A 13,482-nucleotide genomic window follows, 5' to 3' on the forward strand; every position below is an offset into this window, starting at 1 on the left:
ATTGATGAGAACAGCACCTCAGCACGAGCCTCTGGCTCAGTTTATTCAGGCGTTTCGCCACGATTTACACCGCAACCCTGAATTGTCGAATCAGGAGTTCGAAACCACGAAGAAGATTCGTGCGGTATTGGAAAAAGAAGGGATTCGCGTCCTCGATTTGCCGTTGAAAACCGGTCTGGTCGCGGAAGTCGGTGGCCTACAGGATGGTCCACTGGTTGTGGTGCGTTCGGACATCGACGCCCTGCCGATTGAAGAAGAATCCGGCGTAGAGTTCACGTCACTCAACAAAGGGGTGATGCATGCCTGCGGCCATGATTTTCACTCTTCTGCTGCGTTGGGCGCGGCGATTCTGCTGAAGAAAATTGAGCCAGAGCTGAAAGGCACGGTGCGGATTTTGTTCCAGGCGGCTGAAGAAACAGGGCTGGGCGCACCGGAAGTGATTGCCGTAGGCGCGTTGGACAATGCGGTCGCGATTTTCGGTATTCACAATGATCCGACGCTGCCCGTTGGCGTCATCGGTGGGAAAGACGGTGCACTGACGGCGGGCGTTGACCGCTTTGAGATCAAGATCGCAGCGAAAGGCTGTCACGCCGCGAAGCCGCATGAAGGCAACGATCCGATTATCATTCTGGGTCAGCTGATTTCTGCTGTACAAACCATCATCAGCCGCACGGTGTCGTCCGACAATAACGCGGTGGTGTCGATTACGCAGGTACATAGCGGCAGCACCTGGAACGTTATCCCAGACACGGCCTATGTTGAAGGCACGGTCAGAACGTTCAATCAGGCCGCGCGTGATTTAATTGAACAGCGTTTCCGTCAGATCGTTGCGGGTATCGCCAGCACCTTTGGCGCGGAAATCGAGTTCCTGTGGCACGCAGGGCCGCCATCGGTGATTAATACGCCAGAGTGGGTTGAGTTTGCGCTGAATGTGGCAAGTGACGAAGGGTTTGAAGCGCGTCGCGTGGAAGCCAGTCCGATTGGTGAAGATTTCGCATTTTATCAGCAGAAACTGCCGGGTACGTTCATGATGGTCGGCTCCGGCGGACCGTATGCGCTGCATCATCCGAAATTCCGTGTCGATGACAGCGCGCTGTTCCCGACCGCGCACTATCTGTATCAGGTCGCAAAACAGAGTCTGGAACAGCTCTCTGCCCGTTAATCTCCTTATTCCTCACGTTATCCGCGTCGATTCCCTCGGCGCGGATATTTTTTGCCTATTAATGGCTCAGGATCTGATCCAGAAACTGGCGCGTGCGCGGGTGTGATGGCGTATTGAAGAAGTCCTGCGGTGGGGCGGATTCCACAATGCTACCGTCGGCCATCAGAATGACCTTATCGGCTACCGTCTTGGCAAAGCCCATCTCATGAGTGACGACGATCATCGTCATACCGGATTCCGCCAGATCGAGCATCACATCCAACACTTCTTTAATCATCTCCGGGTCTAGCGCAGACGTGGGTTCGTCAAACAGCATGATTTCCGGCTGCATACACAGCGCCCGAGCAATGGCCACGCGCTGCTGCTGACCGCCAGAAAGCTGGAGCGGAAATTTATGCGCCTGATTGGCGATATGCACTTTCTCCAGATAGTGCATCGCCAAATCGATGGCTTCCTGCTTCTTACGCTGTTTGACCAACGTTGGGCCGATCGTCAGGTTATCCAGCACGCTCAGGTGGGGAAACAAATTGAACTGCTGGAACAGCATACCGATACCGGAACGTATACGGTTGATGTTCTTGATGTTGTCGTTAACTTCGATGCCATTCACGCGGATATGGCCGTCGTGGTGCTCTTCCAGTCGGTTAATGCAGCGGATAAGTGTAGATTTGCCGGAGCCGGAAGGGCCGCAAATCACCACGCGTTCGCCTTTCTGCACGTTCAGCGTCACGTTATTCAGCGCCTGAAACGCACCGTACCACTTGCTGACAGCGTCGATCTCAATAATGACGTTGTTGTTTGTAACGATACTGTTTGTAACTGCATTGTCTGTAACGAAAGTGTCTGCGGATAAGCTCATGATAACAAAGCTCCTGTCGGTGTTTTCATCAACGGCTATCGCTTAACCGTGATACGTTTCTGGGTTACGGCTGGCATCGATGCGTTTTTCCACCCACAGCGCGTAGCGTGAGAGCAAGAAGCCAAACAGCAGATAGATAGCCGAGATGAAAAGGTACGTTTCAATGTAATAACGCCGCCATAGCGGGTCCTGCATCACCGAACTGGTGGCGGTGAGGATGTCGAACAGCCCGATAATGATGACAAACGACGTGTTCTTCATCGCGGCGATAATATGGTTGGTCATGGCGGGCAGGCAGATGCGCAGCGCCTGCGGCAGGATGATTTTGGTCGTGGTGTGCCAATAGCTGAGGTTGAGCGCCATCGCCGCTTCATATTGCCCGCGCGGAACAGACTGTAAACCGCCACGAATCACCTCAGCCTGATAGCAGGCGAAAAACAGCGCGATACCGATGATGATGCGCAGCAGCTTGTTGATTTCCATGCCTGCGGGCAGGAACAGCGGGAAGACATTAACGGCGACGAACAGAATCGTGATGAGCGGCACGCCGCGCAGACCCTCGATAAAAATAACCGACAAACCGCGCAGAAAAGGCAGTGGTGAACGCCGCCCCAGCGCCAGCAAAACCGAAACCGGCATACCGATGACAACCGTGCCGCTAAACAGCAGAATCGTCAGCGGTAAACCGCCCCATTCGCTGGAAGGTACATGAGATAAGCCAAACACGCCGCCGGACATCAGGATGGCGATGGCGGCCACTGCGACGACCCACAGCGGTAAGAGGATGCGTGAATGCCAGAAGCGCGGCATCAGCGACAGGCCAAGCGCCAGAAACCAGATTCCCATCGCCAGCACCAGACGCCCGTGTTGGTCGTAAGGATAAAGGCCAAACAGGATGGGGCGATGCTTTTCCACGATCACCGCCCAGCAGGCGCCCGCAGCCGCACGACACACCTCTGGGTCAGTGGTGTACCACACGGCATCGAGAATGCCCCAGTGCAGCAGTTTATTGCCGACGTTCCACATCAGCACAGCCAGTAGCAGCGTGAGTGCGGTTTGCGGCACGCTGCTGAACAGGTGACGACGCAGCCACAGCAGCGGCGTGCGCAAGCGGGTAGGAACGGCAGAGAGTGACAGTGCCGGAAATAACATACGGTGATCCTCAGCGCTCTTTGATGGCGACAACGCGGTTAAACAGGTTCATCAGCAGCGATGTCGCGACGCTGACCGTCAGGTAAACCACCATCATGATGGCAATCACTTCGAGCGCCTGACCGGTTTGGTTCATCAACGTGTTGCTGATATTCGCCAACTCTGGGTAACCGACCACGACCGCGATCGAGCTGTTTTTCGACAGGCTCACATATTGGCTGGTCAATGGCGGAACGATGACGCGCATAGCCTGTGGAATGATGATGTGGCGCATCATGTGCCACGGCGAAAATGACAGCGCGCGTGCCGCTTCCAGTTGGCCTTTGGGGATAGACTGAATGCCTGCCCGCACGATTTCTGCGATAAACGCAGAGGAATAGAGCGCAATGCCAAGCAGCAGCGCAGTGAATTCAGGGCTGACGGTAAAGCCACCGCGGAAGTTAAAGCCGCGCAGGATAGGTCGGTCAAGCTCTGCTGGAGCGCCAGAAAGCCACCAGACCAGAAGCGGTAATCCGATGAGCGCGGCCAGCGTCAGACGACCTGTAGGCAGAGAACGTCCTCGGCTTTCCCGAGCATAGCGTGCTGTGCGGTTCAGGATCAGACTAATCAGTGCGGCGGCGAGTAGGGCGATTCCACTCAATAACCAGCCGTGATGCGCGGCGGGGATGGAAAAAGATAGCCCGCGATTGGTCAGAAATCCCAGGCTACCCAGCTCAATGGCATCCCGTGGCGAGGGCAGGTTGCGGATCACTACTGACCAGAAAATCACCTGCAAGATCACCGGAATATTGCGCATCAGCTCGATGTAGCCCCCAGCGAGTCGCGCCAGCAGCCAGTTACGGGAGACGCGGGCGATACCGACGGAAAAACCCAGCAGCGTGGCAAGCACGATGCCGCATAACGTGACGTACAGAGTATTGAGTAAACCGACGCCAAGTGCGCGCAGATAGCTGTCTCGCGGGGTAAACGCGATGCGCTTTTCACCAATCTCAAACTGTGCAGCGTGGTCGAGAAAGCCAAAGCCTGTCGCGATATTCTGTGAACGCAGGTTTTCGACCACGTTGGCATACAGCCAGTAGCTGAAAGCGACAATCAGGAGGCCGAGCAGGCACTGATAAAGCCAGGCACGCAGCGTTTTGCTGTCAAACGCGTTCAACAGACGACGGGAATCAGATAGCGTTCCCAGCCACGGTGGTGCAGAGCCTGACGACAGCATCTTGTTTGGTGGTTTCATTACTGGCGGTCTTTTCTTCTGGTCATTACCGAGTGGAACACGCTGCCGATGACGGCGATGCGTGAATGCGGAGGCATGGCATCAGCCGACGATTGCCGCGCTGACGCCCGTTGCGTGGTGAATTAGCGAATAGGCAAGCCGTAGAGCAGTCCACCCTTCGTCCAGAGATTATTCAGGTCGCGCTCCAACGGTGCAGGTGTGTCTGGCCCGAAATGACGGTTATAAATATCGCCGTAATTCCCTACCTGCTTAATCAGGTTGTAAGCCCACTGGTTATTTAGCCCCAATTTCTGACCATAATCCCCGGTGACCCCAAGCAGCGCCTGTTCATCTGGGTCTATTGACTTGAGTTTGCTGTCCACGTTCTGCTGGCCGATGTCCATCTCTTCCGCGTTGAACGTGGCGTATACCACCCATTTCACAATGTCGTACCACTGGTCATCACCCTGACGAACCGCCATCGCCAGTGGTTCTTTTGAGTAAATCCCCGGTAAAATCACGTGATCAGCGGGTTTCTCTGCATCAAAGGTGCGCACGCCGGGCAAGGCCACTTTGTCACGGGCGATGACGTCGCAGCGCCCAGACAGGTAGGCCGCCACGTACTCTTTATTATTCTCGATGACCACCGGGGTGTAATGCAGATTGCGTGACGCAAAAATCTGCGCGACGTTGCGTTCGGTACTGCTACCCGGCGTGATGCAGACGGTCGCGCCATCTAAATCTTCAACCTTCTTCACATTGGCGCTGGTACGCACCATAAAGCCCGTACCGGTATAGAAGGTCGGCGGCGCGAAGTTCAGACCTAGCGAGGTATCGCGCGATAAATCAGCAGTGATATTGCGTGACAGCACGTCCACTTCACCCGACTGAATCGCCGGGAAACGCTGTGCGGTAGACAGGGCGGCAAAACGTACTTTGCTGGCATCGCCAAAAATAGCGGCGGCTAACGCACGGCAATAATCGACGTCCAGCCCGGTCCATTGCCCTTTACTATCAATCGCGGAAAAGCCGTGACGTGCCGGATGCACGCCGCACACCAGCTCGCCGCGTGCTTTAATCTTTTTGAGCGTCTCGCCGTTTCCTGCGTCAGCGGCATTGGCGTGTGCGATAGGTAGCAGAAGCCCCCCTAACGTCAGCGCTGTGGCGGTCGTCAACGAGAGTAATTTTCTCAGCATAAGTATCCTCAGAATAGTCGGTGTTGTTGTATACCCGTCAGATTTCAAGCTGCCTGCAACTCGAATGATCTATGGGCTAATTGGTTGTAATTATTTGTTTTTATTGTGATGCGTTCTTTTGTATACAAATGTTCTCAATGTTGCCTGCAAATGGCAAATAGCATATTTCTCTATCTAAAGCTGAATAGTGGATATAGCCCTGGCGGGGATGACGTGAAGGGGAAAAGAGAGCAGTGCCTTGCTGTGTCAGCAAGACACCGATGAAAGGGATTAGTGGGCGAGCAGACCTTGTACGCCTTGCCAAATGAGCTGGGCGCTGAGGATCAGCATGGTAAGGCGAAAGGTGGTGCGGAAGAGTTTTTCGGGCAAATTATCCAGCAGGCGTGTACCCAACCAGGTGCCCAATACACCGCTGATAATCATTGCAGCCAGCATTGGCAGCCAGTTGTGATAGGCAAATCCCATCATTCCGAATGCCACTATCTTTAGGCCATGTTGTAACACCATGCAGAGCGCATGCGTGGCAATAAGCGGCTTTTTAGTTACCCCTTGCGAACTGATCAACCCAGCGACCATTGGGCCTGTTGCGCCGACGATCATCGTGCCAAGGCTGGTGAGAGCCCCGCCCAGAATGAAGAACAGCCGATTAACCGGTTTTGGCGTGGTGCGTTTACGAAAAACCGACCACAGAATGAAAAGAGCCAGCGCGATTTTTGCCACGTTGTCCGGGATCCACACCGCAACAGGGGCACCCACTGCGATGCCAATGACGCTACCGATAAAAAACCACAGCGCCAGCGGCCAGACGATATACAGACGCTGGATCAGGCTACGGCTGAGGTTGGAGCCTAGCTGGACGATACCGTGAACCGGTAGCAGGCTGCTGACTGGCATACCCAGCCCCATAATGGCAAGCAGCGTGACGCCACCACCCAGTCCCAGCGCTGCCGTTAACGCCGATGTCAGAAAACTGCAAAAAATCAGCACGCCAGCAAAGAGCGGTGAGATGTCGGGTGGAACAAGATCTAGCATGGTGGAACCCATCGCGTGGTAGAGCACATGATCATGCCTGATGCGATCAATACGTATCAAGCATCCTTTCCGGCGTTAACGATAATTGTCGTGTAGCAGCCGTTGATATAATGCCAGTGCCTCGGCGTGCGGCAAAGCCTGACTGGCGCAGTCGATAAACTTCTCCGCAATCAAATTGTCCGGCAACGGATTCTCTGCACTGGAGCCTAGCGCACCCGCCACACGACGATGATAGGTATGTCCGTTGTGCGTCACCAGCGTGATGTGTGCGGTATGTGTGGTGTTTTCGTCATGACAGATCAGTTCAACGCGAGTCATTAGCGATTGTGTCGTGGGATCGTGCAGCGCCGCCTCGTCAATAAAATCGTCCAGTGTCAGTTTCCCTTGTACCCAGGCGCGAGCGATGCAGTAGTGCAGGCTGAATTTCCCTGCCAACGGCGTATCCGGCGCGGGAATGTTGATGTGTGGGAAGCGAATAGGGTGGATAGCAACCTGAATATGTTCCAGCGATTCGGGGAGCAAACTGGTTTCCTCGCGCAGTGCCAGCAGGCCATCTAGCGGGGCCAGAATGGCGTAGCAGCAAGGGAAATATTTAAAATTATTCCCTTTTACGGGATCGAGAATATGGGAGGGTGCAGACCATGGCTCGGTTAACGGCGTGGTGTCATAGTTCTCATTGGCACGGTTGTAGACGTTGAAATAGCCGTGGTGATGTTCAAACGCGGTATCACCCGCGCTGTATCCTTGACGTGCCAATAATACCGCCATGACGGCGCTGCGGTTGGCATGACCGACCGCCAGCGATTTCGTCTGGCTACCAAAGTTGGATTTGATGCCAGAAGCCAGTGATGCGGTAATCGCAAAGGCGGTCGCTGTTTCTGCTTCGCTAAGCTTCAACAGCACCGCACAGGCGGCGACGCCCGCGAAGATGCCGACTGAGGTTGTCGGGTGCCAGCCGTTGCGATATTGGAAAGGGCTGACGGCTTTGCCCATGCGTACCGCCGTTTCATAGCCGCACAGATAGGCGTGCAGGATGGCTTTTCCATCGGCTTCCTGCTCATCAGCCAGTGCCAGCAGCGCGGGAAGCACGGCAACGGAAATATGCCCGTGCAGCCAGGAATTGGAATCGTCGAAATCGAGTAAATGTGCGGATGTGCCATTTAGCAATGCGGCATCCAGCGCGTTGAGTGTGAGATCCGTACCGAAAACCCGACTTTTCCCCACGGCGGCGTAAGGGATTATCACCGCCCTGAGTTTTTGCGCCCCGTCCTGAATCCCCCCGGCGAGCGTGACGCCCAGCGTGTCAATCACCGCGGTTCGTGCGTGTGCCAATACGTCGGCAGGGAACGTCTGACGAGAAAATTCCAGCAGATTATGGGCAAGCTGGCGGGCAATGGTCATGAAAGTATCCTGTTATTATCGTGAGGCTTTTTATGTCGAATGGTTTATGGCGGACTTTATGGCGAACTACAGCGCGTCAGCCTGCCAGAAGCTCTGTGAGCACCGCGAGCGAACCCGGTTGCTCAAAGTGGAAGGCTGCCTGATAGAGCCGATCGCTACGGGCTTCCCCTAATACAGGAAGGGTCAGCGTGTCGAACTTGGCGCGCAGTTCGGCGTCGGTCAGCGGGTTTTGTGGATGGCCGCGATACACGTCGGTTTCTGCATGCAGTGTTTCTCCGTCCTCCAGTTCGATGTCGATAAACGCGGAGCTGGCCGATTGCCCCTCGACCGCGTCGATCTGCAAACGCGACAGCAATTGGCGCGGTGCTGGGTCGTCAACGGTGTGCTGTGTGAAGTCTGTATCACTGAGACGGTAACCGCTCAGTGCCAGCGCAATACAGTGCGGTATGCTGAATTTGCTCTCCAATGGCGTTTGTGGGTTGGCGATCCCCGCGTTCACCATCCCCATCGGGTGGACGTTGGCATGAATACGGGCGATAGCACGGCCTTTCAACTGCGGGTAGAGCTTCAGCGCCGTTTCGATGGACGCGTGGGTTCCCCGACAGCTGGCATACAGCTTGTAGCCGTTACCTAATAGCTCCCAACTGTCGCCAAAATCGAGTGGCGGGATGACGGCACTACCGTCCTGCACAAAGGTTTTCACCCAGCCATCGGTTTCATAAAAGTGATGGGCGGCGATAAAGCCTTCATCCGCCAGTTCTGCTGCGGTAATGCCGTCCATTGCTGCTTTGCCTGCATGGAACGGTTTACCGTGCGTACCGGATGATTTTTGCAAGCCTCCCATCATGGTTGCGGCTGCCCCCAGTGCATTGGCAATGGCGTTGGGCTCAAGACGCAGAATGGAAGCGGCGACGGCTGCTGCCCCCGCACGCCCAACAATTGACGTTGGGTGAAAACCGCGGCGTTGCAGGTTGCGGCCTACGCCGGGCACCCAGCCGCCTCCCAGTTTAGACATCACTTCAAACCCGGTGATGAAAGCGATAAGCGTGGTGCGTTCATCTGCGCCATAGTGTTGCGCCATTGCCAACGCGGTAGACCAGCAAGGGCCACTAGGATGCCCCGCACCCGCCGGATGGGTATCGTCATAATCGGCGGCATGAGAAAGTGTGCCGTTGATCAGCGCGGCCAGTGCGGGTGTGGTTTTCGTGCCGAGGATGACTTGCGCATGGCCCTGTGCCTGCCAGCGTTGTGCCACGCGCTGAACCGCGCTGGCCGCGTTGTCTCCTACCGCACCAATAGCGACGCCCAGATAATCAATGAGCGCTCGCTTAGCCTCATGCCAGACGGCATCGGGGATTGTCATCGTGGGTGCGGTGTGAATAAACTGGCTGAGCGTGTTGCCGCGAGGAAGCGTCGGTGTCGCTGACATCGTAGGGACTCCTTAGACAAAACGCGATGACATGGCCAGTACCGCCGAACGGGTCTTGGGATGCGCGTTTTGCCTTGTTGAATGCATTTGTATACAGTGTGTGACGAAAGCATATTCAATCGCTCATTCAGTGACAAAGACGCTTTTTCGCTAAGCTAAGCACAAAATATGCGATACGACCGCTTGATAAAGGCAGGGCGTCGGGCAAACTTGAATTTTTCTCAATACATGACGATCCGTGGCGCCGCGAGAACGCAAAAGTCGCCGTAAAGGTGGGGTAATGCCGATCGTTTACGCATCGAGATACACGGGGAAACACAGGGGTGAGGCCTCCCTGCGGGAACCTCCCCCCTGTGTTTCCCCTAACAACGGGCTTAAGTGACCAGTATTAGTAAAGGTGGGGGCGTTTTACCCACCTGCGCGTGGCTTCGTACTGACCGTCACACCATATATCAAGGGATTATGAACTTAACACTTAATGACAAAGCGCTGGCGCTGTCGCCGTTCGAGATACTGATTAGCGCAATCGAGAAAGGCGAACTGCTGCCTGGTGAACGTTTGCAGGAAACACGGTTGGCGCAGCAATTTGGGCTCAGCCGCACACCGATTCGTGAGGCGCTGCACCGGCTTGAAGCGCTGGGATTGGTGGAACCGGGTCCTCAGCGCGGGCTGATGATTGCGCAGATCAGCTATGAGCGACTGCGTCAGCTTTTTGCCGTGCGTGAAGGGTTGGAACGGTTGGCGATGGAACTGGCCGTGGCATCTGCTTCAACGGAAGAGCTGGAGCTGTTGCAGGATATGGTTGAGGTGGAAAAGACGCTCACAGACAGTCGGCAGTTGCACGATCACAACCGCCTTTTTCATCGGCAGATTTACCGAGCAACCCATAATCCCTATCTGAACGAGATGTTGGAAAATCTGCGTATTCATCTGTCGCTATTACGCGGAACCACCTATGAGTCGATGGAGCGTACCGCAGAGGCGCGGCGTGAACATCAGGCGATTGTGGAAGCATTAGTACGGCGTGATAAGGGTGCGGCACAAGAGGCAGCCTGCCAGCATATTCGTAACGGCTATCGCGCACGGTTAAGCATGCTAAATCAGCAGCTTTGACAGGACTGTCGGAAAAACACGACACGTGGGGGAATTTGCTGTCGCAAAAAAGAGACACTTAATTTATTGATTAATAGTGATTAATATTTTATTTGATAAATTCGTCTCTTAATGGAGACAGTTTTTGTGAGTTCGATCTCGTTTTTACTCCCCAGTACGTCTTTGATTTTCTCTCAGTGAATAAATAAAAATGGTATTTATTATTAGCGGGTTATCATGAATTCATGCTGTGTTTATAATAAAATTATGCATGTTGGCATAATTTGTGCTTAAATAAGCGGGTAGATGCTCATTCCACCTTCTATGTTTGCTTCGGCTTCATAATCCTGGGAATGACGCAGAGCCAATTTGAGGTGCCTATCGTCCAACTCCAGATGAAGATGCAAATCTCCATCGGGCTTTCCGGACATAACGTTGAGTGAGGCACCATTCTGTTGTCTGACAGACCTGATATTTTCAACGCTTACCGTTTATCGGTAAGCGTTTTTTTTCGTCTGGTGAAAATGCATGCTCACAGCAAACTATCGAAACATAAAAAGTCATAAAGCTCCAGAAAGGAGCTTTATGACAGGGGTTGGGAGCGAAATATGGTTAGTCGGCAGGTTGCTGTAGCGTGAGCAGCAGTCCTTCACGCCGCATTTGTGCCGCTTCATCCGGTAGACGCAACCGATCGAGTGCATCGGCACGCCAGGCGTAATCATAAGCGTCCGGGCGCAGTTCCAACGCGGTGCGGAAGGCATCGCTGGCCTGTTGCCATTCACCGTGTTTCATCAGCAGTTGGCCTAACGTGCTGTTTAACAGCGGCGTTGCGCCATGTTGCTTGATGTACTGATGCAGTATTTTTTCCAACTGCTCTGGATTTCCGGCTTTGAGACGCGGCATCAGCAAGATCAAACGTTCGTCATACTGACGTTTGAGTCCATCGAGAATGATCTTCTGAGCAGTATCATGGTCGTCACACTCGATCAGATGCTCAGCCATCGCGATCTGAAGTGGGATCTCATGACGTACTTTGCGGCTCTGATTATTCCACCATGATTTCAGCTCTTCGCTGCCGCCATCCGCCATCGCCTGGTTCATCAGGCCGATATAAGCTTGTTGTTGCAGGTCCAGCAAACGTGCTTCAGGGTATAGATTGGTCTTGCGCATCGCAGGCAGAATATCCAGCAGCGCGCCATAGGCGTGAGTGCGCAGGAAGGCCTGTTCTGCTAAACGCAGCACTTCAGGGTGGCGAGGTGCGACTTCCAGCAATTTGTCCACGCCGTGACGTGCAGCATGATCTTCATTGCGCGCGAGCTGAATACGTACTCGGGTAATCTCTACCGGAAGCTGGTCGGTATCTGCCACTTCGGCGGCGCGCTCCAGATATTGCTTGGTGCGGAATTCGTCACCGCGCTGCTGCGCGGCTTCGGCTGCCAGCAGGTAGTTAACCACGGGCTGCTCGGCATGGTCGGCATTGCGGGTCAGCAGTTTCTCTACCTGTAAATAATCCCCCTCGGCCAGCTTGAGTAGCGCGGCTTTGGTTTGTTTTCTGGCACGGCTGCGTTTGCGACCGAGGAACCAGCCGCGTGTGCGGGAGCCGGTGCGAAAGAGTCGACGCAGCACCCACTCCACGGCCAGAAAAGCGAGGAAAAATAGCACCAGCATGATAACCAGAGCGGTCACGCTGGTTTGAATGTCATAGTCCTCCGTCTGAATCAGGACGTAGCCTTGGTGACCTGCGACGATCGGACCGATCACAACGCCAGCGATCAGGATCAGGAAAAGCAATAAGACTTTCAGCATGCTCACTCTCCCTGCTGTGTGGCTGGCGCTTGAGCCAGTAGGTTACGAACGCGCGTTTGCATCAATTTTTCCAACAGCGCCTGACTTTGTAATTCGGCAGGGACATCCAGTGAAACCGACTGCTGGCTTAAGGTATCGAGCTGATCCAAAAAGGCCTGTGTCTCGGGGGCGGTGGTATCGAAGTAGGCGCGAACCCAAGTTGCGGCCGTTTCCAGTGACTGTTTGTACACTTCGTTCTGGTGACGAGGAATGGCCTGTGCGGCAACCAATAGGCGTGAACGGATGTTCTCACGCAGATACACGTCCTGATTCGGTGCCAGTAGGGGTTCTGCGGCGCTGTCACGGCGGCGAATGGTGATGAAATCAGCCATGAAGTTGTGCCAGCTTTTGCTCAGATTCTGGCGCCACTCGCTCAATGAAGCGGACAGCTCCGTGCTGTTAGCGTCCATCGGCGCTTCATCGGTGTTGTTGTCGGCGAGCGGCAAGTTGTCCAACTGGTCGGTGAGCTGGTTCACTTTCAGGATGATGCCATCAAAATCCACCTGGCTCACGCCTGCCAGTGTGCCGATATCGTTGGTTAATGCTCGGCGGATTTCTATCAGGCTGGGATCGTTCATTTCCGCGAGGCTGGCATCCGCGCTTTTCAGCAATGCGCCTGCGGTGGTGACATCTTTGTCGCTCCACAGCTTACGTCCTGCCAGTTTCACCAGAAAATCGGCCTGAGCGATCAGCCAGGTATTGGTGTCGTGGCTGGAAAGTGCTGCCAGCTTATCGCGTAGCGCGTCTGATTGGCGCGTCAGCGCCTCAAGACGTTGTGTGGCGGTGTCTTGCACTTTACTTTGCTGCTGTTGAGCATCCAGCCATTGCTGTTGTTCCTGCTTATGCTGCTGTTGCAAAGCGTTTAGCTGTGATTCCAGACGTTGAAGCGAGGCCGTTTCTCTCTGTGCCTGCTGGTGGCCGTGATAATACAAGCCAGCGCCTATTGCCAGTGCAATCACGATGGCGATCGCCCCAAGTATGGCACCACTGCGCTTGGGCTGTGGTACGGGATCTTGCTGCTGATGAGCGGGTTCAACCCGTTCAGCAACCTCGTCGGATGGAGCTGTGGGGGTATTGTGTTCCGTCATAATGGTACATCCC

11 protein-coding genes are annotated in these 13,482 nt (G+C 54.6%); 2 read left to right on the forward strand and 9 right to left on the reverse strand.

All coding sequences use genetic code 11. The annotated features are described in order from the left end of the window. The first annotated feature begins 4 nt into the window (after nt 1-4). Nucleotides 5-1,162 carry a M20 peptidase aminoacylase family protein gene (locus tag AACH44_RS00880; protein WP_261846831.1) on the forward strand — a complete coding sequence of 386 codons (1,158 nt, stop codon included), beginning with the start codon at nt 5-7 and terminating at the stop codon, nt 1,160-1,162. Between the two features lie 58 nt (nt 1,163-1,220). Here AACH44_RS00880 and AACH44_RS00885 read toward each other — a convergent pair whose 3' ends face one another. From AACH44_RS00885 to AACH44_RS00915, 7 genes are all read right to left on the reverse strand, one after another. After that, nucleotides 1,221-2,021 carry an amino acid ABC transporter ATP-binding protein gene (locus AACH44_RS00885; protein WP_338659460.1) on the reverse strand — a complete coding sequence of 267 codons (801 nt, stop codon included), beginning with the start codon at nt 2,019-2,021 and terminating at the stop codon, nt 1,221-1,223. A 42-nt stretch (nt 2,022-2,063) separates the two neighbouring features. Next, a complete protein-coding gene (locus tag AACH44_RS00890; RefSeq protein ID WP_261846830.1) occupies nt 2,064-3,173 on the reverse strand; it encodes an amino acid ABC transporter permease in 1,110 nt (369 codons plus the stop codon). Between the two features lie 10 nt (nt 3,174-3,183). Further along, nucleotides 3,184-4,407 (reverse strand): amino acid ABC transporter permease, encoded by a 1,224-nt coding sequence (locus AACH44_RS00895; RefSeq protein ID WP_261846829.1) that lies wholly within the window; start codon nt 4,405-4,407, stop codon nt 3,184-3,186. A gap of 122 nt (nt 4,408-4,529) precedes the next feature. Then, nucleotides 4,530-5,582: an amino acid ABC transporter substrate-binding protein gene (locus AACH44_RS00900; RefSeq protein ID WP_261846828.1), complete on the reverse strand. Its 1,053-nt coding sequence runs from the start codon at nt 5,580-5,582 to the stop codon at nt 4,530-4,532. Between the two features lie 270 nt (nt 5,583-5,852). Further along, a complete protein-coding gene (locus AACH44_RS00905; RefSeq protein WP_261846827.1) occupies nt 5,853-6,614 on the reverse strand; it encodes a sulfite exporter TauE/SafE family protein in 762 nt (253 codons plus the stop codon). A gap of 75 nt (nt 6,615-6,689) precedes the next feature. After that, on the reverse strand, nt 6,690-8,015 hold the full coding sequence (locus AACH44_RS00910) for an MmgE/PrpD family protein (protein ID WP_261846826.1): 1,326 nt from the start codon (nt 8,013-8,015) through the stop codon (nt 6,690-6,692). Between the two features lie 76 nt (nt 8,016-8,091). After that, a complete protein-coding gene (locus tag AACH44_RS00915) occupies nt 8,092-9,444 on the reverse strand; it encodes an MmgE/PrpD family protein (RefSeq protein WP_261846825.1) in 1,353 nt (450 codons plus the stop codon). A 462-nt stretch (nt 9,445-9,906) separates the two neighbouring features. Here AACH44_RS00915 and AACH44_RS00920 point away from each other — a divergent pair, with 462 nt between their 5' ends. Then, nucleotides 9,907-10,557 carry a GntR family transcriptional regulator gene (locus AACH44_RS00920; RefSeq protein WP_261846824.1) on the forward strand — a complete coding sequence of 217 codons (651 nt, stop codon included), beginning with the start codon at nt 9,907-9,909 and terminating at the stop codon, nt 10,555-10,557. Nucleotides 10,558-11,148: 591 nt separating this feature from the next. On the opposite strand, the gene hemY is transcribed toward AACH44_RS00920, so the two are convergent. Continuing rightward, nucleotides 11,149-12,342: a protoheme IX biogenesis protein HemY gene (hemY, locus tag AACH44_RS00925; protein WP_261846823.1), complete on the reverse strand. Its 1,194-nt coding sequence runs from the start codon at nt 12,340-12,342 to the stop codon at nt 11,149-11,151. 2 nt (nt 12,343-12,344) lie between these two features. Continuing rightward, nucleotides 12,345-13,469: a uroporphyrinogen-III C-methyltransferase gene (gene hemX / locus AACH44_RS00930; RefSeq protein WP_261846822.1), complete on the reverse strand. Its 1,125-nt coding sequence runs from the start codon at nt 13,467-13,469 to the stop codon at nt 12,345-12,347. Nucleotides 13,470-13,482 lie beyond the last annotated feature (13 nt).

The sequence above is a fragment of the Pectobacterium araliae genome (genome assembly GCF_037076465.1).
Classification (GTDB): domain Bacteria; phylum Pseudomonadota; class Gammaproteobacteria; order Enterobacterales; family Enterobacteriaceae; genus Pectobacterium; species Pectobacterium araliae.

What these genes read in the sequence shown, in the direction of transcription:
- AACH44_RS00880 (WP_261846831.1), top strand. Translation starts at nt 5, where the DNA reads ATGAGAACAGCACCTCAGCACGAGCCTCTGGCTCAGTTTATTCAGGCG.
- AACH44_RS00885 (WP_338659460.1), bottom strand. Translation starts at nt 2,021, where the DNA reads ATGAGCTTATCCGCAGACACTTTCGTTACAGACAATGCAGTTACAAAC.
- AACH44_RS00890 (WP_261846830.1), bottom strand. Translation starts at nt 3,173, where the DNA reads ATGTTATTTCCGGCACTGTCACTCTCTGCCGTTCCTACCCGCTTGCGC.
- AACH44_RS00895 (WP_261846829.1), bottom strand. Translation starts at nt 4,407, where the DNA reads ATGAAACCACCAAACAAGATGCTGTCGTCAGGCTCTGCACCACCGTGG.
- AACH44_RS00900 (WP_261846828.1), bottom strand. Translation starts at nt 5,582, where the DNA reads ATGCTGAGAAAATTACTCTCGTTGACGACCGCCACAGCGCTGACGTTA.
- AACH44_RS00905 (WP_261846827.1), bottom strand. Translation starts at nt 6,614, where the DNA reads ATGCTAGATCTTGTTCCACCCGACATCTCACCGCTCTTTGCTGGCGTG.
- AACH44_RS00910 (WP_261846826.1), bottom strand. Translation starts at nt 8,015, where the DNA reads ATGACCATTGCCCGCCAGCTTGCCCATAATCTGCTGGAATTTTCTCGT.
- AACH44_RS00915 (WP_261846825.1), bottom strand. Translation starts at nt 9,444, where the DNA reads ATGTCAGCGACACCGACGCTTCCTCGCGGCAACACGCTCAGCCAGTTT.
- AACH44_RS00920 (WP_261846824.1), top strand. Translation starts at nt 9,907, where the DNA reads ATGAACTTAACACTTAATGACAAAGCGCTGGCGCTGTCGCCGTTCGAG.
- hemY (WP_261846823.1), bottom strand. Translation starts at nt 12,342, where the DNA reads ATGCTGAAAGTCTTATTGCTTTTCCTGATCCTGATCGCTGGCGTTGTG.
- hemX (WP_261846822.1), bottom strand. Translation starts at nt 13,469, where the DNA reads ATGACGGAACACAATACCCCCACAGCTCCATCCGACGAGGTTGCTGAA.